Source organism: Paenibacillus sp. J22P51, assembly GCF_059692215.1.
In genome coordinates, this window is record NZ_JCAUAZ010000003.1 from 536,574 (window position 1) to 561,113 (window position 24,540).

The window sequence follows — 24,540 nt, forward strand, 5'->3', positions numbered from 1 at the left end:
TGTATAATAAAGAAAACATGATTTGCAAACGTTTACAATTTTGGGGGATTTGAAGCCGAGGAGAGATGTGAATGCGGACGTGCTCACAGGTTTGCGGTGTAGTGTTTAATCCGATTGAAGACGATTATGTAGACGTTTGTGAGGATTGTGAGGAACGAAAGATGGATGTTGAAGCCGATCCAGAATCTTTATGTTTTTATCTTGGGAAGTGCGGTCTGATCATTGATTATTTGCTTTAAATGGCTGCTTCAAAAAAAGGTTGATTACCAGCCATTTCTTGTTACAATAATAGTAGATTTACTATTCACTCTATTCACTCTTTATGCAGTTCATTTTTGAAAGGAGACCAAGCATGGTAACTTTACCTAAATTGAACGATCTCGGATTTTTCGAGATAAGACTGGAATCCATCGGCGGTCTAGGCGCTAATCTAGCGGGTAAGATGCTGGCAGAAGCAGGAGTCGTTGGCGTTGGTTTAAACGGTGTCAGTTTCTCTTCCTATGGGTCTGAGAAGAAAGGATCAGCAGTAAAAGCACATATTCGATTTTGTGACATGGAAACGAAAATTCGGGATACCTCGCCCGTTGAGCGACCGCATGTTGTAGGTGTTTTTCATGAATCGCTTTCCAAAACTGTAAACGTTATCAGTGGCATCTACGAGGATAGTACAGTGTTAGTAAATTCAACCAAAACGCCTGATGAGTTGAAGGAGAAGATGAAACTCAGAGGGGGAACGATTGCAGTAATTGATGCCATTGGTATTTCACTCGAAGAGAAGAATCGCGTGAATATGGCGATGCTAGGAGCGATGTTCCGATTGTGTGATTTTCTGGATCCAGACGTCATGCGAGGTGTCATTCGGAAATCGTTAGAGAAGAAATACCCGCTTGCGGTTGCTCCAGCCTTACGTACATTCGATCGGGGCTATAACGAAGTGGTTTTCCAAACGTATGCGCTTCCAGAAGGGGAATCCATGCCAGATTTTGTACGGTATGATACACCAGTTCTGGGCTTTGCTACGCAGCCAATCGGCGGTGTCGTTACGAATCCTGGTAATAGTATTCTAAAAGATTTGAGTATATCCCGTGCAGGGATGATGCCGCATTTTCATGAAGATAAATGTATTCACTGCGCATCGTGTGATAATGTGTGTCCTGATTTTTGTTTTGTATGGGATGAGCTACCCGACAAGAAGGGGCGTCCCCAAATGTTCCTGCAAGGCATAGACTATCAGTACTGTAAGGGTTGCCTTAAATGTGTACAGGCTTGTCCAACCGATGCGCTCTCCAGTGAGCGGGAAGAAGATGGTTATGCAGATCTAAACCGCATGCCTCATCGATTCAATCTAGCTATAAACTCTTAGAGAGTATTTAGGGAGAAGGGTGGAACTACTCGCATGTCCATTGATATCAAACAGGAATTAGGGCAAGCCAAAGTCGAGCAGCGCATTGTGTATGAATCAGGGAATGAGATGGCGGCCTATGCGGCGCATCAAATTAATTATCATGTCATGGGATACTTTCCGATATCACCATCAACGGAGGTAGCTCAGTTTCTAGATCTCATGAAGTCCAATGGACAGCATGACATTGTTTTAATTCCTGCAGACGGTGAGCACGGTTCAGCAGGCATATGCTATGGCGCTTCAACTGCTGGCGGCCGCGTATTTAACGCGACGAGCGCTAACGGTTATTTGTACATGTTGGAACAAATGCCGGTTCAATCCGGAACCCGTTTCCCCATGGTTATGAATTTGGTTTGTCGTTCCGTTTCAGGACCTCTGAATATTCACGGCGATCATTCAGACCTTTATTATGCCTTGAATACGGGATGGCCGATCGTAATGTGTCGTGATCCTCAAGCCGTGTATGATATGAATATTATGGCGCTCAAATTAGCCGAGGATCCTGAGGTGCGTTTGCCAGTTATGGTCGCTTCAGATGGCTATTTCACCTCTCACCAAAAGCGCAGAGTGCAAACCTTCGCACATCGGGCTGATGTGCAAGCATTCGTAGGTGAGAAGCCACAGGGCTTCCCAGACACCTTAGATCGCAATAATCCGATAACGGTTGGACCGTATATGAATGAACCGGATTATATTAATAACTGCTACCAGCAGTCGATGGCCATGTATAACGCTGAGGGTGTGTATGATCGCATCCGGCAGGAATATGCCGATCTGACAGGCCGTGACTATCCGATTCTTGAGCTATATCGGATGGAGGACGCGGAAGTCGCGGTATTCCTGATGAATTCGGCTTCCGAAATCATCAAGGATGTCGTCGACCAGCTCCGCGAGAAGGGAATTAAAGCAGGCTCGATCGCACCGAACCTGATCCGACCTTTCCCAGCGAAGCAGATCGCAGAGGCGCTGAAGAATGTCAGAGCGATCACCGTGGGCGATCGCGCGGATTCCTATGGCGGGCATGGCGGCAATATGGTCAACGAAATTAAAGCGGCGCTGTTCACGAATGGGAACAGAGATACGCTTGTAATAAGCCGAATCTATGGCTTAGGTGGCAAAGACTTTTATGCCGAGGATGGGCATAATCTGTTCCAATTCGCCATTGACGCGATGGAGAGCGGCAAGGTGGACGTGCCTTTCGATTACTACGGCCACACGCCGGGGGATCCCTCGAAAGCACCGAAGCGGGTTTTGACACCAATGAAGTATGAGGATTTGAATACAGGGCTTATCACGGTCACACCGGACGAGAATACGGGGAAACTGAATGTACGCATTCCGCCACTCCGCTCCTTAACGAAGAAGCCGAAGCGGATAGCTCCGGGACATGGCGCATGTCCTGGCTGTGGTATTTTCTCTGGGCTTGAGCTGTTCTTCAAAGGGATAGAAGGCGACATTGTTTCCATCTTCCATACAGGCTGCGCGATGGTTGTTACGACGGGGTATCCGTATTCAGCGCATAAAGCTACATATATCCATAATCTATTCCAGAATGGCGCAGCAACGCTGTCAGGCGTTGTAGAGATGTTCTGGGAGCGCAAGCGTCGCGGTGAACTTGATCATCTGGGATTGAAGGATGATTTCACCTTCGTCATGATTACGGGCGATGGCGGTATGGATATCGGGATGGGTCCTGCTATTGGGGCTGCCTTACGGAATCATAAAATGATTATTCTAGAGTACGATAATGAAGGTTACATGAACACAGGCGCTCAGCTGTCCTATTCAACGCCGATGGGACATCGGACATCCACGTCCAACGTTGGGAAGCATCAGGGTGGTAAAGTGTTCCATCACAAAGATACGGCCCAAATTATGGCTGCCACTCATATTCCATATGTATTTACCGGTTCCGAGGCGTACCCGCAGGATCTGGTTAAGAAAGCAGCAAAGGCACAGTGGTATGCGCAGCATGAGGGATTAGTATATGGGAAAATCCTCATTGCTTGCCCACTGAACTGGCTGTCGGATGATCAAGAAGGCTCTAACATTGTTGGGGCTGCGGTTGACTCTTGTTTCTTCCCGCTCTATGAGGTAGAGCATGGTGTCACGTCTATCACGTACAATCCGGAAGATAAGAGTAAGAAGATTCCTTTATCCGACTGGCTGAAAACGATGGGTAAAACGAAGCATCTCACGAAACCAGAGTATGAGGGATCGCTGAAATCCTTTGAGACGGAAGTAGAGCGTCGTTGGAATATGTTGAAAGCCAAGCATGAGAATGCGTATTTGTAATTAGCAAACAAACGAAGGCACATTCCCCTCGTGGTGAATGTGCCTTTTTCATTGGAGGTAGAGAGGAAATGCCTTATGTCTTGCAGAACAAAGAAACCGAACAAATCTATACGTGTATGCTAGTTAATCATTATGGTCTAGCTTATTATGGTGTGAAGTTTTGGCCAGAGCAGGATGAAGCGAATGAGCAGGCACTGCTTTTTTTAGAATCACAGTCGGTTAGTCATACAAGCCAATGGGATATTATCGAACTGGAAGAAAATGAGATGAAAATAGGGAATGTAAAGCTAAAGAATTCCTCTCAGATGCAGTTATTTTGGTCTGTATTAACAAGAAAGGCTGAAGTTCGCAAATTGGAAAATTAAACCGTGGCGTCAATAGGCTAATCGCCATACACCATTTGGCAATAAACCCTACCATTCACCTATATTCGTGCTTGGCCCCCTCAAACTATAATAAGGATACGATTCAAGAATTTAACAACATATGGGGTGGGTGGAAATACAGTGAGAAAGTGGACGATGGTTATTGCGGTATTGATGGTGGCATTGACAACTATACTACCCAAAGAAACGCATGCTGAAGAGGGAGTCACGACCAAGGCTCGGATCGTTGCTGGTGTAAGCTTTCGAGATCAACCAACAACCTCCAGTAATGTACTTCGCATGCTGAAAGCGAATGAAATTGTTACCGTGACAGACTATACAACTGTGAATTGGTTTCAAATTAAGGATGCGCAAGGTGTAAACGGATACGTATCAACAAACAGCAAATACATAACGATTGTCAGCAATGCTCAAATCATTTATGGCGTTAATTTCCGTACGCTGCCGTCATCAGATGCAAGTTCAGGTTCGAAGGTGATTCGAATGCTGAGCAAAGGGGAAGAAGTTCTCGTCACCGATAAAGTGAATGATAACTGGTATAAAGTGAAAGATGCTAACGGCGTCAGTGGATATATGAGCAGCAGCAGTAAATACATAACAGCGGATTTCTCCGTTATCAAACCTAACATGCCAGTAGCGGATGAGATCGAAGCTGTGATTGACGCGGGAGAAGTCTACATGGGGACTCCCTATGAATTTGGTTCCGAACGTAATGATCCCTCTACATTCGATTGCTCTGACTTTGTTCAAACGATGTTCTGGGAGGCACTTCGTCTGTCCTTGCCAAGTGATTCTGCTGCTCAAGGCAGCTATGTGAGATCATTGGGACCGATTGTGAAGGAATGGACGAATTTAAAACGCGGGGATCTCTTATTTTTCAGCAGCTATAAAGGATCCAAAGCTTCTGATTACGATGGTATCAATGTACTAACCGAGCCGGTTACCCATGTTGGTTTATACTTAGGCAACGGTCAAATGCTGCACACCTATTCCATTGAATCAGGCGGCGTTCGTGTGGATACAATTGATGGCAAGCAGTGGGAAAATCGATTTTTGTACGGTGGGTCAGTTTTAAAATAAGTTGATGGTTCGAACAGGCAAGGTTTGCCATATACTATAGAAGAGGCGGGTGCTGCCTTGAGCATCCGCCTTTTTCTATAGATTATGGAGAAAGGGAGAGCCTTATCCTTGAAACCTTCGACGACGAACCAACCACTGGAATTTAGGAACACATCGGAAAGAGGACTTAACCTGGATACCGTGCACGAGCGTATTCTTCATTTCATGCGTCTTGACCCCGTGGCAACCTATAAATTCATTATTGGTACGGATTGTCAGGTGCACACAGGTCATACGAAATTCATTACCGGCGTAGTGATCCAGCGGCTAGGGAAAGGAGCGTGGGCATGTTATCGTCAAGTGATCGTACCAAGAGCCCTTCACTCAATCAAAGAAAAACTTTCTATGGAAACCTCTTTAAGTGAAGAGATTGCGATGTATTTTGACGAAAACAAGCGATTAGATATGGAAAATATTGTTCTTCCTCATCTGTATCAAGGAGCCACTTTCGATATGTTCATTCATATTGATGCGGGAGATGACGAGAATAGAAATCGGACGGCAAAATTCGTCCAAGAGATGGTACGACGTGTGGAATCGGTCGGAATGGTTCCGGTCATTAAACCTGATTGTTATGTCGCGTCAGCGTATGCGAATCGCTATTCCAAGAAACCATTTCGCCCCCTGTATGAGGACAACGAGGTGTTTGATGGCAGTTTATAAACAGCTTAGAGAACCGTTAGCTCGGATGGTCAAAGCGATCTAGGGAGCTAGCGGTTTTATTTTTATTGGAGCGTTGATATACATACCTGCCTGAAAAAAGGATTTCCGATCTTTCTAGCGAAGTATTGCTGAATGATGATTGTAGCATAAGGGGGGAATTCCATGAGCAAAACGTTTATTATCGAAGCTGTGATGTTAGCCGTGCATGGCCAGCTCATGCTGCCATCAAAGCCTGTGACTTATTTGATTCCTTATACGACCATACAAGAGCTATATGAACTTCACAGCAGTCCTGAACCCATTATGTTAGAGCATGAGGATGATGGTTTTGTCAAACAAATGATTGGTGAGCTCATTGCGTTCTTTGAGGAATCTTTTAATAAGAAAAAAATAGAAAAAGCATTGTCCATTCCATGGGGGAAAAGCCCTCCGTTACCGATTAATGAGCATGTGACGCTGAAGATCGTATATGCGATAGATAATGAGGCCTATGGGGATCAATTTGACCCGATCGAAACGGAATTAATTTTAACCGCGATCAAGGAACAATCTGTTCTACTAACAGATCAGTTTGATTTTATTGAGCGATTAGTGGAGTTTGCAATACCTGTAGAAGCATTCGATGTGGAGGATTTTGAGTTCGCAGTAGAAGGCGACAATCAGGTATAAGTAGAGGAGCTGAGTCAAGGCATTATGCGAGTCATTGAACAAGAGGAACAATTAGCGTTACTTCCCGCCAATTGGTTTCCATCTCAAACGTGGACGCTTCGTGTTGGTGCAGGCGGGATGAATAATACAACACGATTCGTCGAAGTGAATGATCGAACTTATGTTCTACGGTTATATGAAACGCACCGGGACCGGAACAAAATAAGGTTTGAGCATAACGTCTTGCTTCGGTTAGCTGAAATGAAAGATGAGCTTCCTTTCGAAATTCCTATGCCTCTAGAGCTGCCAACGGGAGGAACGGTGGTGACACTGGGGGATGATGGTGGCAAGCTTGCGGCCTTATTTACTTATACGGAGGGCCATAATCCGATTGAATTAGGTTATCTTCAGCTGCAAGACATGGGGAAAGCGGTAGGACAATTATCTTCCAGCTTAGCTAGGATTTCTATTGGAGATAAGCCAGAATATGCACCTTATTATGAAATTGAACATATTCATCCAAGCTGTAATCCGGATGCGATTCGCGTGTTTGCGCTGCAACCGCCCGAACCTTTCATGGATCAGCAGGATGAACTTGCTTATATATTTAATCGCTATATGGCCATATATGCCGCGATTCCAACGATAAGACAGCTGCCACATCAGCTCGTTCATGGCGATATTAATGGCTCAAATATGCTGGTGGATGACGAGTGGCGTATAGCAGCCATTCTCGATTTTGAATTTGTAACGATTGATGCGCGTGTCATGGAGCTAGCCGTATGTTTGTCGGATTTAGTTGATCCAACATTGGCGGAAGAGAGACTCAATGCGAATAGCAGAGCTTTCTATGAAGGGTATCGTCAGTTTGTTCGATTGTCAGAGGAAGAAATAAGCATTTTACCATTGTTAATTGAGCTCCGCCGACTGGATGTCTTTATTCATTTTCTGGGACGTTACTTAGATGGGGTGGATCCTCAAGGCGTATTGGTAGATATTATTCGAAATACGTATGAGAAAACGAAATGGCTGCAAGAGCATAACGCATGGCTTCGTTTTGAACAAATATAGTCCTTTTAACGTGTCCTACTAACCTTTTGGTTAGTAAGACACGTTTTTTTCAGCTCTTTTTTTGTTGTAAGGCTTCAACTATACTAGTACATAGGTTACAGGATACTTGTGAAAACTTTAGTAAATACATAAGTTATTTACCTAAGAAAGTTTTCTTAGAAATGTGAAGGAGGACAATCATGGTCTATCAAGCTAGTTCAACTCGTTATGCAGAAATGAAATATAATCGTACAGGGAAATCGGGGCTTAAGCTTCCAGCTATTTCTTTGGGCATGTGGCACAATTTCGGTGGTCTAGATCTACACGAGAACGGGAGAGCTATGCTTCTTCGTTCCTTTGATTTGGGGATTACGCACTTTGATTTAGCAAACAACTATGGACCGCCACCAGGCTCCGCAGAGGAATTGATGGGGCGTGTACTCAAGAGTGACCTAGGCGCTTATCGCGACGAACTTATCATCTCGACAAAATCGGGTTACCACATGTGGGAAGGTCCTTACGGCGAATGGGGCTCCAAGAAAAACATGGTGTCTAGCTTAGACCAAAGCTTAAAAAGAATGGGTCTAGATTATGTTGATATTTTCTACTCCCACCGACCAGATCCGAATACGCCGTTCGAAGAAACAATGGCGACATTGGATCTAATCGTTCGTCAAGGTAAGGCACTCTACGTTGGGCTTTCCAACTACACAGCTGAGCAAACGAAAGAAGCTGCTTCCATTCTTAAGGGCTTGGGTACACCGCTTCTTATTCACCAACCCTCATACAGCATGATGAACCGCTGGATCGAGGGTGGTTTGCAGGATGTACTGGATGATTTCGGCGCAGGAAGTATCGCATTCTGTCCGCTTGCTCAAGGCTTACTGACAAATAAATACTTGAACGGCATTCCGGCAGATTCGAGAGCTGGCGGTAAAAGCCAATTCTTGAAAGAAAAAGACATTACGGAAGAAAAGCTAAACCAAATTATCCAATTGAATGAATTGGCTAGCTCCCGTGGTCAAAGCTTGGCGCAAATGTCGCTTGCTTGGGTGCTTCGCGGCGAGCGCGTAACTTCAGCTTTAATTGGTGCAAGCCGTGTATCTCAAATCGAGGAAAACGTTGCTGCATTGAAAAACCTGGAGTTTGCTCCGGAAGAGTTAGCTGCAATCGAAAAAATCCTGAAGTAATCTTCAGGATTCCAGTCGTTTATCAATAGCCTCGGACATCGTTCGATCCGTAAGATGCGCATAGATTTGCGTTGTCTCCGGTGAGGCGTGGCCGAGTTGCTCTTGTGTTTTGTACAAGTCGTTCTGTAAGTAATAATCGGTGGCGAAGGAATGTCGCAGTTTATGTACGGATAAGTACGGCTTGCCAAAGCGTTTGGCGTATTTGATCACAAGTTCTTGAATCGCTCTTTTCGTCATACGTTCGCCTTCTTTTTTGCCATTTGCCATGGCAACGAAGAGGGCTTTTTCTTTTTTGGCTGGCTTGTATCGCGAGGAGCGAATAGCCAGGTAGTCCGTGAGGGCTTGGATTGCATCGAGACGAAAGTATACCGGCGTTTTGAACGTATCGTCGTTTTTACCTTTTCGATAGACATGGGCGAGCTTCATTTTCAAATCAATATCATCAACGTTCAGGTTGAACACCTCAGAAACACGCAACCCTGAATTAAGGATGAGTGTAACGATGCAAGCATCCCTAACCTTATTTAATTCATAGGCGTAAAGCGCCTGTTTATTCTTCGCAACATCGTGCTCATAGCCTTCCTTCACATAAGCAATAAACTCCACGATTTCTTCCTCTTGCAGCAGCTTGCCTTCGAGTTTCGCCGCGCTGTCTTTCGCCTTGTGTGAACGCTTAATTTCCACTTTAGCCATTACATTCCGCTTCAGGAGCGGGTAGAAGTTATCATCCTCAGCAATTTGACTCAAATAATGAAATAAGGAACGAAGTGCGGAAAGCTTGCGATTAATCGTTGTTTTACCATTAGCTTGTACTTTACGGGTGGCAAGGAACATGCGAAAATTATTGATGCTGTCCATATGCAGCTTCTCTAAATCCTCAAGTGGAACCTGATTCATGACAGTTGCTGTGCTTAAGCCCTCCGCTAGCAGCCAAGACAGGAAGATTTCATAATCACGTACATATTCAAGTAGCGATGAGGGTGAGAGGTCTGGCAGCTTATAATTAATAAATTTCTCAATATACCACGGCATCGAAGGAACGCGTCGATCTAACTCATGGCGATCTTTGACTTTAATAATATTCATAGCAGTTCACCTCATAAGCGTCTTGCTGTAAGTATACCAGTGGAATCATGAAATTGGTAGGCACGACAATCAAACTATTCTTGACCCTGATACGTCTTAGCTACAACAAGATTCAGTTCTCAAAACCGCGCGGTAAAAGGAGCGTCATCAACCACATGAGTATGAATAGGAAGCTAGAAACCGAATTAATAACTTGCATAACGGAACACAAGGAGAACGTATATCGACTTGCTTACAGCTATGTGAAAAATCAGGAGGATGCACTCGACATTGTGCAAGAGGCGATTCAGAAGGCTTTTGCAGCCTCTAATTCTTTGAAAAACAATGCATCGATCAAAAGCTGGTTTTACCGAATTGTCGTCAACACCTCCTTGGATTTCCTACGAAAGCATAAGAAGCTTACGGTTATGGATGATGTAACGATGGAAGCAATCACGCCTGGCAGTGAAGATGCCTATACGAATATTGATTTGGAAAGGGCACTGGAGGATTTGCCGACGATGTATCGCAGTGTCATTACGCTTCGGTATTTTGAAGATTTGAAGATCGATGAAATCGCTGAGGTGTTAAAGGAAAATACGAGTACGATCAAAACGCGGCTCTACCAGGCACTTAAGCTTTTACGGATAAAAATGGACGATGATAAGCTAGTGGAGGTAAACTAACCATGGACGAGAAATTAGAGCAAATGAAACAAAACTATATGGAAATTCCGATCCCTGCAGAACTCGATTTCATTGTCAATCAAGCCATTAAACAACATAGAAAAAAGCCGAGAACTAATTTGAAGTGGTCATCAGCGGCTGTCGCGGCAGCGGTTATTGTACTGGTAGCAGGTCTTAATACGAGCCCAGCGTTGGCCCAAACCTTATCCGAAATGCCCATAGTTGGCAAATGGATGAAAGTACTGACTTTTCGAGAATATCAGTATGATGATGGTGCGCACCAAGCGAAAATAGAAGTTCCTGTTATTACGGATATGGAAAATAAAGAGCTAGAGGAATCCTTAAATGCGAAGTATTTGGAGGAAAGTAAAAAGCTCTACACGGATTTTATGGTAGATATCGAGAAAATGAAGGCAAGTGGCTTAGAGGGACATCTTGGGGTAGATAGTGGTTATGTTGTTAAAACAGACAATGATCAAATCCTTGCAGTGGGGAGATATGTCGTTAATACGGTAGGTTCCTCCTCAACGACGTTCCAATATGACACGATTGATAAGAAAAACCAATTGCTTATTTCATTGCCAAGCTTATTTAAGCATGAGGGTTATATTCAAATCATTAGTGAGTACATTAAGCAACAAATGGTCCAACGGATGAAGGATGACCCTGCCAAAATCTATTGGGTGGAGGGTGTTCCGAATAACGTGAATTTTTACTTTAAGACGATCAAAAAGGATCATAGCTTCTATATCAATAAGGATGGCAAGCTTGTCATTGTGTTTCAGAAATATGAAGTTACGCCTGGCTACATGGGTGGACCTGAATTCATCATACCGACCAACCTTCTAACTGATCTGTTAAGCACACATGCTTATCTTTCTCCCGAATAAAATGGGACATTGTTGCCTACATTAATTGGGTATGCAAAACAACAGCTGGGGGTATTACCATGCCGCAACAAAAGGAACTTGGCTTAGCACAAATTAAGGAAGTTGCCCAAAAGGCAGAACAAGCAGCAGAGCAAACGCTGCAAGTTGCACAGCAAATCTATTCGCAAGCTACGGCTGCCGCTCTCACTGAGGCTGAGCAGCAGTTGGAGGATCTTCAAACCCAAATCAAGCAAGCGCAGCAGAAGACGGAAGATTTAAAGCAAGAAATGAAGACGCAGAGTGAGTCTACGCAGTCATAGAAGCTGAGGCCCCACTTTCGTGGGGTTATTCAAATGCGCAATAGAACAGGAGGAAATCTTTATGCCGCGACGTAAAAGTGGTCCACATACGATTGATCCGAATAAAGCGATGATTCAATCGGTGCATTATGAAGACGGGAGTATCCAAGCTGTTCAATTTCAAAATGGGCAAGTGGTGGATGTTCAGACTGCGATTGAGATGACGGAAGCTGATCTAATCGAAGATGCGAATACAGGTGTGAATCGAAAAGGAGAGAAAACCTTGCGTTCTTATCCCGATGGAGATCCAAGCAATAATCTATCGAATTTACCACGGTTTTAAAACCGTTTGGTTAAAAAGCTGCTGCTTACCAATGTGTTTCGGGTAAGCAGCTTTTTGTGCATTAAAAAAAGCTGCTGAGTGGACTCAGCAGCTTTGAATGCGTTTGCACATTATTTTTTAAAATAGCCTCCGACATAATGGTATACGACGCCAAGTGCACCGAGATAGTACGCGATTTTCAGAATGAAATCGGTATGATCAAGCGGCATCATGTTGGAAAGCAAAAATAAAGGGAAAACAAAGTACAATAGGTCTTTTAAGTAAGACGTAACCGTAGAGCCGGAAAAAGTTCCAGATGCAAACGATTTGAACAAATCTACTACAAAACTAAGACCCATGACCCCTAAGACAAGCCACATTGCATAAAGCATTAAACCCGATAGTGTAAGTGCCATGTCTGATTCACCTCCACATACGAAGATTTGCTTTCAATCTATCATATGCAGCAATGTGACAAGTCGTGCTATGTAGTCGGAAATTTTTGCGGCTAGGTATGCATCGTATTTCGAAATATGAGAGGGGACACACCTACATATTTTTTGAATATACGTGAGAAGTAGAATACATCCTTGTAACCTAGTGAATCGGCTATTTCTTTCACGGAATTGGTCGTATTCAACAAAATATTTTTGGCTTCGGCCATTTTCATTCTGTGCATGTACGTATTTAACGGATATCCGGAATATTCGCTGACGATTCTGCGAAGGGTAGAAAGTGAGATGTGATGGCGTTTGGCGATACTGTGCGCATCAAATGGCTGATATAACGAATTGCTGAGTTCATCGATGAGATTAATGAATGTCTGCGTCTTCGTCGTTTCAATTGTGGCTTCGGCCCGTTGGATAAATTCAAATAGCAATGACTCCACAAGCAATGCTGCCCGATCAATATTGGCGGGAATGCCACTTTCCATCCCGATGAAAATGCGTTCAATCCGATTATGCTGTGCAGCATCTTCAAGCGCAACCTGTTTTACTTGATCTAGCTCTGTGAGCCAGCTGTCCTGCCATTCTTTCACGCGGCTGCCTTCGAGAGTGAAATAATACTCGTCCCAAAAGCCGCCTGGATCAGGACCATAATGATAAACTGTATTCGGACGGAAGAAGAATAGGCTGCCGCTTTCGACTTTCTGAACTGGCCCTTCATTAACTTGGTATGTTCCCATGCCTCCTGCGATATATACAATAGCAAAGCTCTCGAACGTGGCATGGCTCCGATACATAATCCGACCAGGCAAATGTCCAACATGGAGAATACGGAGGGATTGCAGCTTTAATTTACTGGCATCAATGGGTAAAGTGATGATTCGAAGTGGATAGGGACTTATCGTATCGTCCATGAACCTGGGCATAACATACATTCCTTCCGAGCTAACTCCGTGGTATGATATTGAAAGTTAAAACGCATTAACTTTCGTCTATTATCATTATAAATGAGAATTCATGCCTTCGTAACCCAGTTTACCAAAATTTCGTTCAGAAAGTGAGAACACATGACACCCGCGCTAAAACGATTATTACTGATGAGTCTGAGTTCTGGAATTATTTTTAACTATATGGGTATTTTTATTAACCTTTTCATATGGGAGAAGGGAAATTCAATCTTTGACGTCGCATGGTTCAACCTGATCATGTTTCTAGCTTGGGGCGTTGCCTTTATGTATGGTGCGAATCTTTTATCCAAGTTCACGATCGGCTCAGTTATGCGAGTGGCTGCCGTCGGTGCAGGGATCACCTTCGTCCTTCTTTCTTGGGTGCATTTTGAGCCTAAAATCCTGTATATTACTTTGATCGCAATTCCTGTTGGGCTTACGAATGGTCTTTACGGCTCTGCGCAAAATATGGGGCTCTCCCTTTTCGGAAAAGGGAAGGAGTTTACCGCTTTTTTTTCAGCTGTTAGTGTGATCGGTCAGTTGATTTCTTTCCTAAATCCATTACTATTCGCAGTGATCATTAAGTGGTTAAGTTTTACAGCATCCTTCTTCATTATGTTCATCTTTATCGCACTTATGATTTTTACATCGTATTTCGTTCCACCCATTTCTTTGAAAGAAGCGAATGAACCCGTGTTTCGTAAGTTCCGCTTGGGTCAAGTATTCTCAACTCCACAGTTGAAATGGATGATTCCTTCACTTGTTGCTGGCGGATTTTTTATTCAGTTTCAGGGAATTTTCTCGCTGATCTTCACCTTTTCAGTTACACAAGATAAGCTTAACATCGCCTTGCTGCAAATCATGTACACAACGTTCACTATTGCGTGTGTGTTCATCTATCGTCGGTTTAGTCGTACTCGTCAGATTAGTGACAACAAATGGTTAACCTTTGGCATGGGGGCCGCGGCTGCAGGCTTTTTGTTAGCGCTATTCCCGACGCCAATGATTCTGATTCTATCCAACATATTAACGACGATCGGATTGTTTTTCTTCGCTACGATTTGGAGCTCCAGACAATTTCTTGCGACCTATCAATTAGAACCCATTCATCAAACGAGAGTGATGGTATGGCGAGAGCTCATGCTTGTTATTTCTCGTATGTTCCTGTTGGCGTTGATCCTCGGGATTCAGGACTTCGATGGATTCGTATTCAAGGCTGTGATGATCTTTAGTTTCTCAAGCGCCTTGTTAATCCCTTATTTCTCTAGAAAAAGCGATGATTCAGCTGTGAAGAGTGTTATACAAGGCGTGGAATCATAGATTCCCGCTTTTTTTATGTGCACGTATTTAATTAATGGAATAAATAATTAATGTGGTTAAATATAATTTCACGGAAAAATGTCCCTCGAGATGGGGTGGATGGGGAAACTATGGTATAATAAATCACACTATGGCATGAAAGCAGGCGACATACGCAGCATGAATGGACAAAATCGGAAAGATGTTATGCCCGGCAGAGAAGTGAACATTGTGTTGAAGCAAGACCAGCGAAGCGGGAAACTTACACGCGGGATCGTGAAGGATTTATTGACGAATTCACCGACACATCCCCATGGTATAAAAGTAAGACTCACGGATGGCCAGGTAGGTCGCGTGAAGGAAATTATTACGCCGTCTAACTGACGGATCATGGAGGAGAGCAGAGCATGGCAAAAGCAAAAGTAGCGAAGCGGCCTACGCGAGATGAATTCGTGCTAGAAGAAATCGGGAACCAGTTGTCGGAAGCGAAGATGGAAAATTCCGAGATTGTGCTGACCGTTTGGGGACGTGAAGAAACGGTACGGGGCACGATCGCGACGATGGATTCACGTACGGGCAGAGTACATATGGATTGTAAGGGCGAGTTGGATAAGGTGCCTTTTATGGATATTATGAAGGTAGAGTATCCGCGGGATTAAGTTGTGTGAATGGAAATGAAACTTACAATACGCTTATTCTTTGCTTCTGCAGACCACGTCAGCTTCATGACTGGTTATAAGAGTGGAGAATAAGCGATTTTTTCTATAAAAAAATTGCACTAAATCTATATTTAACGCAATTTAGCTTGTAACGGACGGAGATTAACAGCATGGACACTAGACTAGCGTATGATGACGAGTATTTGGAGCTATTTGACTCCTGGATGAAGGACCAGGGGTTCACGAAACGAACACAGCAAGCCTACCTTGGTGATGTTCGTTTATTTCTAGCGAGCCTCGGAGAGAAAGCTTTGCCTTCAATCGAGGCGATTGACATTATGCGATTCTTGACGAGAATGCGTCAGGGAGGGGCAGGAGATGCGGCGAGAAATCGTTATCTCTCGTCGATCCGCACTTTTTTTGCAGCGCTCGTTGAGCTGCAGATTGTCGTTCACAATCCCTCGATAACCGTCAAGAAATCGAAGGTGGAGAAGAATCCAGTTCCGACCTTTCTGAGTGAGGAGCTGCTCTCTGTCTTTTTGCAGTCTATTGAAGGGAAATACCAGATTCGCAATGTGGCGATGTTCCTATTGATGAGCTATGCCGGCTTGCGCGTCAGTGAGCTTCACCGCTTGAATATGTCCGATTTCAATCGTGGTACGAAATCTTTGATGGTCCTCGGCAAAGGACGCAAGTGGCGTGTGATCCCGCTTCCAGGCGAAATCGTTCAAGTGCTCGAGCGCGCGCTTGAAGAGCGCATGGAAGCGAGGAATGGTGCGGAGCAGCCATTCTTTGTATCACAATTCGGTCGGCGCATAAGTATCCGAATGATTCAAACGATTGCCGAGAAGCATTTCGGCAGCTTGAAAGGGAAGTATATCGAGCTGCAAGGCAAGTCGTTTTCCAGCCATAAGCTGAGGCATACGTTCGCTACGATGCAGGTGCTTGCAGGGACGGATATCAGGACGCTGCAAGAGCTGCTCGGACATGCGAGCATTCAAACAACGCAAATTTATACGCACGTAGGGGATAAACAAAAGCAGGATGCGATGAATCGCGTATCAGCGTTTATTCCTACTGGTATGGGGTTCTAAGTGTACTAATATGTAAATTTTCTGCATATAAGGCAACAGAGAGAGAATCTAGTTCACAATGATGTCTTGGGTAGGAGGCAGAATAATGGCAATACGGCCCCCCATATTACAAAGTGGAGATACGATTGGCATTGTTACGTTAGGAAGTCCACTTGACGCAAGCACGATTGATGCAAGGATTCAGACACTTGAGAATATGGGGTTTAAAGTCATCGTGGGTAAATACGCGTATGCTTACGGGGGAATCGTTGCAGCTACCGCTCAGCAGCGAGCAGAGGACCTCATGAATATGTTTATAAATCCGAATGTGAAAATGATACTGCCCACAAGAGGTGGAACAGGGGTCAAGGATATTTTGCCTCTTCTGGATTTTAGGATCATAAATAGTAATCCCAAAATCGTTACGGGATACAGTGATATTACGATTTTACTAAATATCCTCTACCAATTTGCAAATCTCATTACGTTTCAAAGTCTCTTGCTAATTGACTTCAACTCGAATACACCTGCCTATAACTTCGATCAATTTTATACTGCAACATCAACACTTGTGAGTCCGAGAACGATTCAAAATCCACCAGGCATGCAATTGAGCAGCCTCGTAAAAGGAAATGTAAGAGGGCCGATTGTTGGCGGTAACCTAACTTCATTTGTTGGTACACTTGGAACGCCATTCGAAGTCAATACCAAGGGGAAAATAATCGTCATTGAAGAGACGCATGAGCCTACAAATACGATTTATCGGTATCTGACTCAACTCATTATGGCTGGTAAATTTCGAGATTGCATCGGTGTGGTGATGGGCCAATGCACGGATTGCTCTGTGTCGTATTTTACCACGTACAATGATCTAATTGCCGGGTTGATTGCTCCATTAGGAAAACCACTGATGACCAACTTGAGTACAGCTCATGGCTTATATAAAGCAGCGATTCCCATTGGGGCTATGGTCGACCTCGATACGAATACGAATAGTCTTACTGTAATTGAGCCGACTGTAACAGTCTAACGCAGCACATGTAAGTTGATCCCAATAAAGAAGAGCCGACGGCATGAACCGCGGCTATTTTTCTTTATTAGTTAATTAAACGACGTGCTCCCCAATAATGCTCATCATAGTAGGGAGTGCCGAAAAGAGTGCTTATTTTAACTTCTCTCGTTCCCATCGTACCTGCCTGAAGAATTTGGTTATTGCCTAGATAGATCCCAACATGGGAAACACCAGTGGTATAAGTTCCTTGTAGAAAAACTAGGTCTCCTTTACGCAGATTACTCTTCTCCACAGGTGTTCCTAATTGACTCTGTAGTGCTGCAGAATGAAGCAGATTAAAGCCATGTTGATTAAACGCATATTGAATAAAGCCTGAGCAATCGAAAGCAACATAAGGTGTGTTGCCGCCAAAGACATAAGGAACGCCAAGCTGCTTCATCCCAGTTGCGATGATCGCATCTGCTTTTACTTCCCAGCTTGCTTTTTGAGCAGCTTTTACAGGAATTGAAATGATAACGCCTTCATAAATATTTTGCGCGTTAACTTTCGGATTGCTAGCGATTAACTCACTAAGAGGCACATTAAACTTCTGTGAAATGGACCAGAAAGTGTCGGAATCAGTAGTGACATATGAATTAGAAGGTGCGGCATTCGCCATTCCCCCGAACAAGAGACTTGTAGCGACTACGGTTGTAAGAATGAGCTTTCTCATCGTTTTCCTCCTAGATGTTTAATGTGGTTACTTACACATTCTATCAAATTGAAGAAATAGAGAAAATGAACAAAATATGGATATGGAAGCGGGAGTGGGTCATTTGTTTACATAATATTTATTATGTATCCACTGTGACGGATGAAAGAGCGCAATCGGTATCCGATGTAACACTGTGTTAAATGGCGTTACTAATTTAGGAACACTATGTATAATGAAAATTCAAAAATTCGTTATATAATATAACATATAGGGTTATTTATACTTACAGATACGTAACGCTCCCGCAAGTTTCAATAAGGAGGAACCCGATGAATTCAGACTTTTCCCGTCAGAAAGTGGAAATTTCCTTGGAAGGCGTCGGTATGGTGTTCGGTAAGAAAGGGAGGCAAGTGACTGTTCTTCAGGATATCACCTTCGATGTAGTTCAGAATGAATTCGTCTCCTTACTAGGGCCTTCAGGCTGTGGCAAATCAACGTTACTTCGACTGATGGCTGATCTACTTCAGCCCTCCAGTGGTCAGATTACGATTCAGAAGGAACACCCCCAAGAGGTACGGTTGCGTAGAAAGTTCGGCATTATTTTTCGAACACCCAACTTGTTTGAATGGCGAACGGTGCGAGAGAATATCGAGCTGCCGCTTGAGGTTATGGGGCTGAGTCGCAACTCCTTTCAGGAACGCGTGGACCAGCTGCTTGACACAGTTGGCTTAGCAAAGTTCAAAGATTATTACCCGTGGCAGCTCAGTGGCGGTATGCAGATGAGAGTAGCCATGGCTCGTGCGTTATCCCTCGATCCTCCCATACTCTTTATGGATGAACCCTTCTTCGCGTTAGACACATTTACAAAAGACAAATTGCAGCTTGACTTACTAGAAATTAAGAAAAAAATGAACAAAACCATCGTTTATGTCACCCGCAGCATCACAGAAGCCGTATTCCTCTCAAATAGGATCATCGTATTATCCGCAAATCCAGGTCGTGTGCATGCAATCCACCAAGTCCCATTAGGTGATCGAACTTTGCAAACGCGAGAATCCCCACTTTTTCAAGAATTAACCGCTGCTGTTCAAAAGTGTGTTTACGAGGGAAATGAACCCTCTGAGAACTAACTTGGTTATCTGCTAATGGTTCATCCACCATCGAACGATCTAACTCCAAACTTTCAATTTCTACTACAAACTAACTCTACCAAATGAAAATAATAGTAAAAGCTAGGGATGACAACCTCTTTTCAAACATAGAAATATATTAAGAGACAACAGATATAAGACGAACAGGTAAATCCGTGGATCGTAGATGATATCTGGTTTTGTGATTCTTGCTTTATCAACAGGAGGGGACTGCTTATGAGTGCTCATGGAGATGTTGATCCATTATTGGTAAAAGAGGAGCTGCTCGAGAAAGATCGTAAATATGTGTGGCATCATATGACCGCGCATAATGAGAATCCGATGATCATCGCCTCCGGCGAGGGCAGCTGGGTGACGGATATTGATGGCAATCGCTATCTGGATGGCATGTCCGGGTTATGGTGTGTGAATGTTGGTCATGGCAGGAGGGAAATTGCCGAGGCAGCCGCTGAGCAAATGATGAAAATCGCTTATGCAACGCTGGTCCAGTCCCACATTCCGGCTATTGAATTAGCAGCGAAATTGAATGAGTGGCTCGATGGAGAGTATCGCATATTTTACTCCAATTCTGGGTCAGATGCCAATGAAGTTGCATTCAAAATTGCAAGGCAATATCATCATCAAAATGGAAAGCCAAGCAAGCATAAATTCATTTCGCGTCATCGTGCCTATCATGGGAATTCCATGGGCGCCTTGGGAGCAACGGGCCAAGCTCAACGGAAGTTGAAATACGAGCCGCTTGGTGTCGGGTTCCAGCATGTGCCTCCGCCTTATTGTTATCGTTGTCCTTTCGGTCAGACGAAAGATACCTGCAGCTTACAGTGTGCGAAAGCGATCGAAAATGCCATCGTTTGGGAGGGAGCCGATTCCGTTGCAGGTGTGATCCTGGAGCCAACGATTACTGGCGGCGGAATGATCGTTCCACCCGATGATTATTTACCGATGGTTAGGAGCATATGTGACAAATATGATGTTTTGCTGATCGTAGATGAAGTCATTTGTGGTTTTGGTCGGTCGGGCAAGCCCTTCGGGCATATGAATTATGAGGTGAGACCGGACATCGTCACGATGGCGAAAGGGTTAACAAGCGCATATTCACCGCTTTCTGCGACCGCTGTTTCAGCCGAGCTCTACGATTCTTTCAAAGAGAAAGAGGCGACGAGCCATTTTAGACATATCAATACGTTTGGTGGCAATCCCGTTTCTTGTAAAGTCGCGTTAACGAATCTAGAGATTATCGAGCGGGAAGGATTGGTCGTGCGTTCGGCTGACATTGGGCAGGCGTTCCGTACTCGATTAGAACCGTTGAAGCAGCATCCGCACGTCGGTGACATTCGTATTTTCGGATCGGCGATGGGTATTGAGCTGGTGGAGGATCGAGAATCGAAGATTCCCGCTTCGGTAGAAAAGGTAACGAATATTATCCTAGCCTGCAAAAGCAAGGGACTGCTCGTCGGTAAGAATGGGGACACCGTTCCTGGCTACGCCAATATTGTGACACTAAGTCCTCCATTATCCTCAACAGACGAAGATGTGAATTTTATCATTGAAACCTTACTAGCCGTGTTTGGAAACGAGCAAGAGAAAGGATGATCGGTCTTGTCGACAATGCCACTTATCCAAATCAACGCAGAACGACTTGGGCAGCACATTCATGATCTCGCGCAAATTGGGAAAATAGGTGAAACAGGTGTCTGCAGACTCGCGCTATCCAAGGAAGATCGAGCAGGCGTGGAGCTGGTGAAATCCTGGATGGAGGAAGCAGAGATGGAAACGTATATCGACCCCTTCGCTAATCTGATCGGCGTATGGCGCGGGAGTGATCCGCTGGCACCAGTTCTTATGCTCGGTTCGCATGTCGATTCGCAGCCCTATGGAGGGCGATTCGATGGTGCGATCGGTGTGCTTGGCGCTATAGAAGCGGTGCAAACAATGGTGGAGGAAGGCGTGAAACCCGCTTGTAATATCGAAGTTGTCGCTTTCTGTGATGAAGAAGGCTGCCGCTTTAACAAAGGGTTGTTCGGGGTTAGGGGGATGACCGGTAAGCTCGAAGCGGATGAGTTGGAAAGGATGGACAAAAACGGCGTCACCCGCCGTGAAGCACTGCTGGAATTCGGCTGTGATCCAGCGGATTTCGAAGGATATACGTTCCAAGAGGGACGAATCGGAGCTTTTCTGGAGCTGCATATCGAGCAGGGACCCGTGCTGGAGTCCATGAATGAGCCGATTGGTATCGTTAGCGGAATCTCCGGTCCATTATGGCTCACGGTGGAGATGACTGGCTTCGCTGGCCATGCTGGCTCCGTTCCAATGTCGATGCGTCATGACGCATTGCTCGGCAGTGCCAAAATCATCGTCGCACTAAACGAGCTTGTACGTCGAGAACCAGGTGTACCTACAGTAGGGACGGTTGGCTCGCTCTCGGTGTTTCCAGATTCCCGGAACATCATCCCAGAGAAAGTCAGCTTCACGATTGATCTACGCGACATCGATATTTGTCGCCGAAACGCGCTTGAAGCTGAGTTACTAAATGTCATTGAGAATGTATCCTGTGAGCATGGACTCACCTACACAATTCGAGAGGATACGAACAGTGAGCCTCGCTACTGTGCGGAGTGGATCAAGCATACGCTTCACAAGGAAGCAGGTCTAATGGGGGTTAAGCCTCCAGAGCTCATGAGCGGTCCATTCCATGATTCGCTGACTATGTCCTACGTATGCGACTACGGAATGATTTTCGTGCGCTGCCTCGAGGGCATTAGTCACAATCCGAAGGAATATGCTAGCCCAGAGGATATTACACTGGGAACGGAGCTTCTCTATCGAACGGCCCGCCAGATCGTTGTAGACAAAGGGGGCTTCCAAGCATGAGTATCGTCAGAATCGGTTTGATCCAAGCTTCGCATGACGTGCATGGGGATGAACCGATCGCGAAGCATAAGGAGATGGCCATCCAGAAGCATCTAGGCTTGGTGCGTAGTGCGGCTGCGCAAGGAGCGCAAGTCGTCTGCTTGCAGGAGATTTTCTATGGTCCTTATTTCTGCGCTGAGCAAACAACGAAATGGTATGATGCAGCTGAGGAAATCCCGAATGGGCCGACGACGAAGCTTTTTCAAGATGTGGCGAAGGAACTAGGCATTGTGATCATATTACCGATCTACGAGCGTGAAGGAATTGCCTCCTATTACAATACAGCGGCTGTCATCGATGCTGATGGGGCGTATTTAGGCAAATACCGGAAGCATCACATTCCCCACGTTGCGGCAGGCGGCGGATCATGCGGGTTCTGGGAAAAGTACTATTTTAAGCCGGGAAATCTCGGATATCCCGTATTCGATACCACTTTTGCCAAGGTAGGCGTCTACATTTGCTATGATCGTCACTTTCCAGAAGGGGCTAGGGCGCTGGGGCTCGGCGGTGCAGAAATTGTGTTTAATCCATCCGCAACCGTTGCAGGTACATCAGAATATCTATGGAAGCTGGAACAGCCTGCGCATGCAGTAGCCAATGGGTATTATGTTGCTGCTATTAATCGCGTGGGGGTGGAAGCACCGTGGAACATGGGTGAATTTTACGGACAGTCGTATTTGGTGGATCCGCGTGGGTCTATTGTTGCTATAGGTAACCGGGATCATGACGAGGTCATCATTGGGGATATGGATAAATCGTTGATTCGTGAAGTCCGTAATGTCTGGCAGTTTTATCGAGATCGCAGACCTGAAACCTATGATCAAATCACGCAACTTTAATGAGGGAGGAGGAGCGAAGATGAGTACGACATTTATTTCTTTAACGGATTTGAAGCGTAATTTTGCCGAAGTCAAGGCGGGTATGAAGCCCAAAGAGGCGATCGAAGAATCCAACCGCTGCTTGTTCTGTTATGACGCTCCTTGTATAAACGCCTGTCCGACAGGCATTGATATCCCTTCTTTCATCAAAAAGATTGCCTCTGGCAATCTAAAAGGCTCCGCCAGAACGATTATGGAGGCCAATCCGATTGGTGCTTCATGTTCAAGAGTATGTCCTACGGAGGAATTGTGTGAAGGGGCTTGTGTACTCAATCATTCGTCCAAGCCTATCCTGATTGGTCAATTACAGCGATACGCGACGGATTGGGCGATCAAGAATGAACAGATATTATTTAAAGCAGGTGCAAGTAATGGCAAAACGGTCGCGATCGTGGGAGGCGGACCTGCGGGGTTATCGGCAGCTCGGGAGCTAGCCCGCTTCGGTTTTAAGGTCACAGTGTTCGAAGCGAAGGAACAGGCAGGTGGCTTGGATACTTACGGAATTGTATCGTTCCGACTTCCACAGGAAATTTCACTCTGGGAGGTTGATCAAGTTCGGCAGCTCGGTGTCGAGTTTCGTATGAACACACGTGTAGGTGTTGAAGTTAGTCCTGCGGAGCTATTGAGCGAATACGATACTGTTGTATTAGCCGTTGGGATGTCTAAGGTGCCAATGCTAGGCATTGATGGGGAAGAATTGACGGGTGTCTATGACGCCATTGATTTCGTAGAATCGACGAAAATCGCTCCGGATCTCGATGAGTTTCTCGTTGGGAAGCGGGTAGCCGTGATTGGCGCTGGGAATACCGCAATTGATGCGGCTACATGTTCAGTTAGACTTGGCGCGGAACATGTACAAATCGTGTACAGACGAACACAAGAAGAAATGACAGCGTATGATTTTGAATACGAGTTCGCGAAGCTTGATGGCGTTGCTTTTCAGTGGTTAACAGCGCCGAAACGGATCCTCGGTGATGAGCAGGGTAATGTCGTTGGAATTGAATGTGTGCGGATGGAGCTTGTGGAAGTTGATGGTGGGCGCAAACGTCCGATACCTGTTGCAGACACCGAGTTTGTTATTGATGTGGATGCCGTAATCAAAGCCATCGGCCAGACGAAGCACATTTCGCTTATCGAGCAGTTCGGACTCGCGCATTCACGAGGTACGGTGACATTGGTGGATCCTGGTACAGGAATGACGTCGAATCCGAAGGTTTACGCGGCAGGCGATGTTATTTTCGGCGATGGTCAGGGCGAAGCGATGGTCGTATCGGCAGCCCAGCAAGGGAAACTGACGGCGTATGCCATTTATAAGCAGCTAGTGAAGGGGCAAGAGGCGTCGGCTTGAGGTAGGAGTTGCTCCAATCAGACTCCGCCGTTGTGGAACGTCGTTCCGCTATTTGATGTTATATATGCGATTTCCGTGAGATACGGAACGTGAGTTCGCTATTGATGCGAGATGATAGGTTTTGGA

At 45.1% G+C, this 24,540-nt stretch carries 27 protein-coding genes; 23 read left to right on the top strand and 4 right to left on the bottom strand.

Annotated features, from left to right (window positions below):
* The first annotated feature begins 71 nt into the window (after positions 1-71).
* The 9 genes from AC58QC_RS10720 to mgrA all read left to right on the top strand — a co-directional run bounded on the left by AC58QC_RS10720 (position 72) and on the right by mgrA (position 8,756).
* A complete protein-coding gene (locus tag AC58QC_RS10720) occupies positions 72-239 on the top strand; it encodes a hypothetical protein (RefSeq protein ID WP_497415126.1) in 168 nt (55 codons plus the stop codon).
* A gap of 113 nt (positions 240-352) precedes the next feature.
* Complete coding sequence (locus AC58QC_RS10725; protein ID WP_497415127.1) at positions 353-1,363, top strand: 2-oxoacid:acceptor oxidoreductase family protein; 1,011 nt, start codon at positions 353-355, stop codon at positions 1,361-1,363.
* Between the two features lie 33 nt (positions 1,364-1,396).
* On the top strand, positions 1,397-3,700 hold the full coding sequence (locus tag AC58QC_RS10730; protein WP_497415128.1) for a thiamine pyrophosphate-dependent enzyme: 2,304 nt from the start codon (positions 1,397-1,399) through the stop codon (positions 3,698-3,700).
* 68 nt (positions 3,701-3,768) lie between these two features.
* Positions 3,769-4,065 (top strand): hypothetical protein, encoded by a 297-nt coding sequence (locus AC58QC_RS10735; protein ID WP_497415129.1) that lies wholly within the window; start codon positions 3,769-3,771, stop codon positions 4,063-4,065.
* Between the two features lie 141 nt (positions 4,066-4,206).
* Entirely contained in the window at positions 4,207-5,166 is a 960-nt protein-coding gene (locus AC58QC_RS10740) for a C40 family peptidase (protein ID WP_497415130.1), read from the top strand.
* Between the two features lie 84 nt (positions 5,167-5,250).
* Positions 5,251-5,868 (top strand): ribonuclease H-like YkuK family protein, encoded by a 618-nt coding sequence (locus tag AC58QC_RS10745; RefSeq protein ID WP_497415131.1) that lies wholly within the window; start codon positions 5,251-5,253, stop codon positions 5,866-5,868.
* Positions 5,869-6,030: 162 nt separating this feature from the next.
* Positions 6,031-6,537, top strand: coding sequence for an ADP-heptose synthase (locus tag AC58QC_RS10750; protein ID WP_497415132.1), 507 nt, complete (start codon positions 6,031-6,033; stop codon positions 6,535-6,537).
* A gap of 24 nt (positions 6,538-6,561) precedes the next feature.
* A complete protein-coding gene (locus AC58QC_RS10755) occupies positions 6,562-7,587 on the top strand; it encodes a phosphotransferase (RefSeq protein WP_497415133.1) in 1,026 nt (341 codons plus the stop codon).
* A gap of 179 nt (positions 7,588-7,766) precedes the next feature.
* Positions 7,767-8,756: an L-glyceraldehyde 3-phosphate reductase gene (gene mgrA / locus AC58QC_RS10760; RefSeq protein ID WP_497415134.1), complete on the top strand. Its 990-nt coding sequence runs from the start codon at positions 7,767-7,769 to the stop codon at positions 8,754-8,756.
* A 3-nt stretch (positions 8,757-8,759) separates the two neighbouring features.
* Here mgrA and xerS read toward each other — a convergent pair whose 3' ends face one another.
* A complete protein-coding gene (gene xerS / locus AC58QC_RS10765; RefSeq protein WP_497415135.1) occupies positions 8,760-9,842 on the bottom strand; it encodes a tyrosine recombinase XerS in 1,083 nt (360 codons plus the stop codon).
* Between the two features lie 155 nt (positions 9,843-9,997).
* Here xerS and sigV point away from each other — a divergent pair, with 155 nt between their 5' ends.
* The 4 genes from sigV to AC58QC_RS10785 all read left to right on the top strand — a co-directional run bounded on the left by sigV (position 9,998) and on the right by AC58QC_RS10785 (position 12,018).
* Positions 9,998-10,507, top strand: a complete 510-nt coding sequence (gene sigV, locus AC58QC_RS10770) for an RNA polymerase sigma factor SigV (protein WP_497415136.1) — start codon at positions 9,998-10,000, stop codon at positions 10,505-10,507.
* A gap of 2 nt (positions 10,508-10,509) precedes the next feature.
* Positions 10,510-11,397 carry an anti-sigma-V factor RsiV gene (gene rsiV / locus AC58QC_RS10775; protein WP_497415137.1) on the top strand — a complete coding sequence of 296 codons (888 nt, stop codon included), beginning with the start codon at positions 10,510-10,512 and terminating at the stop codon, positions 11,395-11,397.
* A 59-nt stretch (positions 11,398-11,456) separates the two neighbouring features.
* Positions 11,457-11,696, top strand: coding sequence for a hypothetical protein (locus tag AC58QC_RS10780; protein ID WP_497415138.1), 240 nt, complete (start codon positions 11,457-11,459; stop codon positions 11,694-11,696).
* Between the two features lie 61 nt (positions 11,697-11,757).
* Positions 11,758-12,018, top strand: coding sequence for a DUF3892 domain-containing protein (locus AC58QC_RS10785; protein WP_497264218.1), 261 nt, complete (start codon positions 11,758-11,760; stop codon positions 12,016-12,018).
* 110 nt (positions 12,019-12,128) lie between these two features.
* On the opposite strand, the gene AC58QC_RS10790 is transcribed toward AC58QC_RS10785, so the two are convergent.
* Together AC58QC_RS10790 and AC58QC_RS10795 are read right to left on the bottom strand one after the other, a co-directional pair.
* A complete protein-coding gene (locus tag AC58QC_RS10790; protein ID WP_497415139.1) occupies positions 12,129-12,413 on the bottom strand; it encodes a hypothetical protein in 285 nt (94 codons plus the stop codon).
* A 92-nt stretch (positions 12,414-12,505) separates the two neighbouring features.
* Positions 12,506-13,369, bottom strand: a complete 864-nt coding sequence (locus AC58QC_RS10795) for a helix-turn-helix domain-containing protein (RefSeq protein WP_497415140.1) — start codon at positions 13,367-13,369, stop codon at positions 12,506-12,508.
* A 141-nt stretch (positions 13,370-13,510) separates the two neighbouring features.
* Between AC58QC_RS10795 and AC58QC_RS10800 the strand changes: the two genes are divergently transcribed.
* The 5 genes from AC58QC_RS10800 (at position 13,511) to AC58QC_RS10820 (ending at position 17,451) form a co-directional block, all read left to right on the top strand.
* Positions 13,511-14,710, top strand: a complete 1,200-nt coding sequence (locus AC58QC_RS10800; protein WP_497415141.1) for an MFS transporter — start codon at positions 13,511-13,513, stop codon at positions 14,708-14,710.
* 159 nt (positions 14,711-14,869) lie between these two features.
* Complete coding sequence (locus AC58QC_RS10805; protein ID WP_477596430.1) at positions 14,870-15,073, top strand: YwbE family protein; 204 nt, start codon at positions 14,870-14,872, stop codon at positions 15,071-15,073.
* Positions 15,074-15,096: 23 nt separating this feature from the next.
* Positions 15,097-15,348, top strand: coding sequence for a YolD-like family protein (locus AC58QC_RS10810; protein ID WP_173108267.1), 252 nt, complete (start codon positions 15,097-15,099; stop codon positions 15,346-15,348).
* Positions 15,349-15,518: 170 nt separating this feature from the next.
* Positions 15,519-16,442: a tyrosine-type recombinase/integrase gene (locus AC58QC_RS10815; RefSeq protein ID WP_497415142.1), complete on the top strand. Its 924-nt coding sequence runs from the start codon at positions 15,519-15,521 to the stop codon at positions 16,440-16,442.
* A gap of 85 nt (positions 16,443-16,527) precedes the next feature.
* Entirely contained in the window at positions 16,528-17,451 is a 924-nt protein-coding gene (locus AC58QC_RS10820; protein WP_497415143.1) for a S66 peptidase family protein, read from the top strand.
* Positions 17,452-17,518: 67 nt separating this feature from the next.
* Here AC58QC_RS10820 and AC58QC_RS10825 read toward each other — a convergent pair whose 3' ends face one another.
* Positions 17,519-18,145 carry a C40 family peptidase gene (locus AC58QC_RS10825; RefSeq protein ID WP_497415144.1) on the bottom strand — a complete coding sequence of 209 codons (627 nt, stop codon included), beginning with the start codon at positions 18,143-18,145 and terminating at the stop codon, positions 17,519-17,521.
* A gap of 311 nt (positions 18,146-18,456) precedes the next feature.
* Here AC58QC_RS10825 and AC58QC_RS10830 point away from each other — a divergent pair, with 311 nt between their 5' ends.
* From AC58QC_RS10830 to AC58QC_RS10850, 5 genes are all read left to right on the top strand, one after another.
* Positions 18,457-19,257 carry an ABC transporter ATP-binding protein gene (locus AC58QC_RS10830; protein ID WP_497415145.1) on the top strand — a complete coding sequence of 267 codons (801 nt, stop codon included), beginning with the start codon at positions 18,457-18,459 and terminating at the stop codon, positions 19,255-19,257.
* Positions 19,258-19,494: 237 nt separating this feature from the next.
* Positions 19,495-20,871, top strand: coding sequence for an aspartate aminotransferase family protein (locus tag AC58QC_RS10835; protein ID WP_497415146.1), 1,377 nt, complete (start codon positions 19,495-19,497; stop codon positions 20,869-20,871).
* A gap of 15 nt (positions 20,872-20,886) precedes the next feature.
* Positions 20,887-22,149: a M20 family metallo-hydrolase gene (locus AC58QC_RS10840; RefSeq protein ID WP_497415173.1), complete on the top strand. Its 1,263-nt coding sequence runs from the start codon at positions 20,887-20,889 to the stop codon at positions 22,147-22,149.
* Positions 22,146-23,027 carry a nitrilase-related carbon-nitrogen hydrolase gene (locus AC58QC_RS10845; RefSeq protein WP_497415147.1) on the top strand — a complete coding sequence of 294 codons (882 nt, stop codon included), beginning with the start codon at positions 22,146-22,148 and terminating at the stop codon, positions 23,025-23,027. Before AC58QC_RS10840 ends, AC58QC_RS10845 begins: the two co-directional genes overlap by 4 nt.
* Positions 23,028-23,046: 19 nt before the next feature.
* Complete coding sequence (locus AC58QC_RS10850) at positions 23,047-24,414, top strand: NAD(P)-dependent oxidoreductase (RefSeq protein WP_497415148.1); 1,368 nt, start codon at positions 23,047-23,049, stop codon at positions 24,412-24,414.
* Positions 24,415-24,540 lie beyond the last annotated feature (126 nt).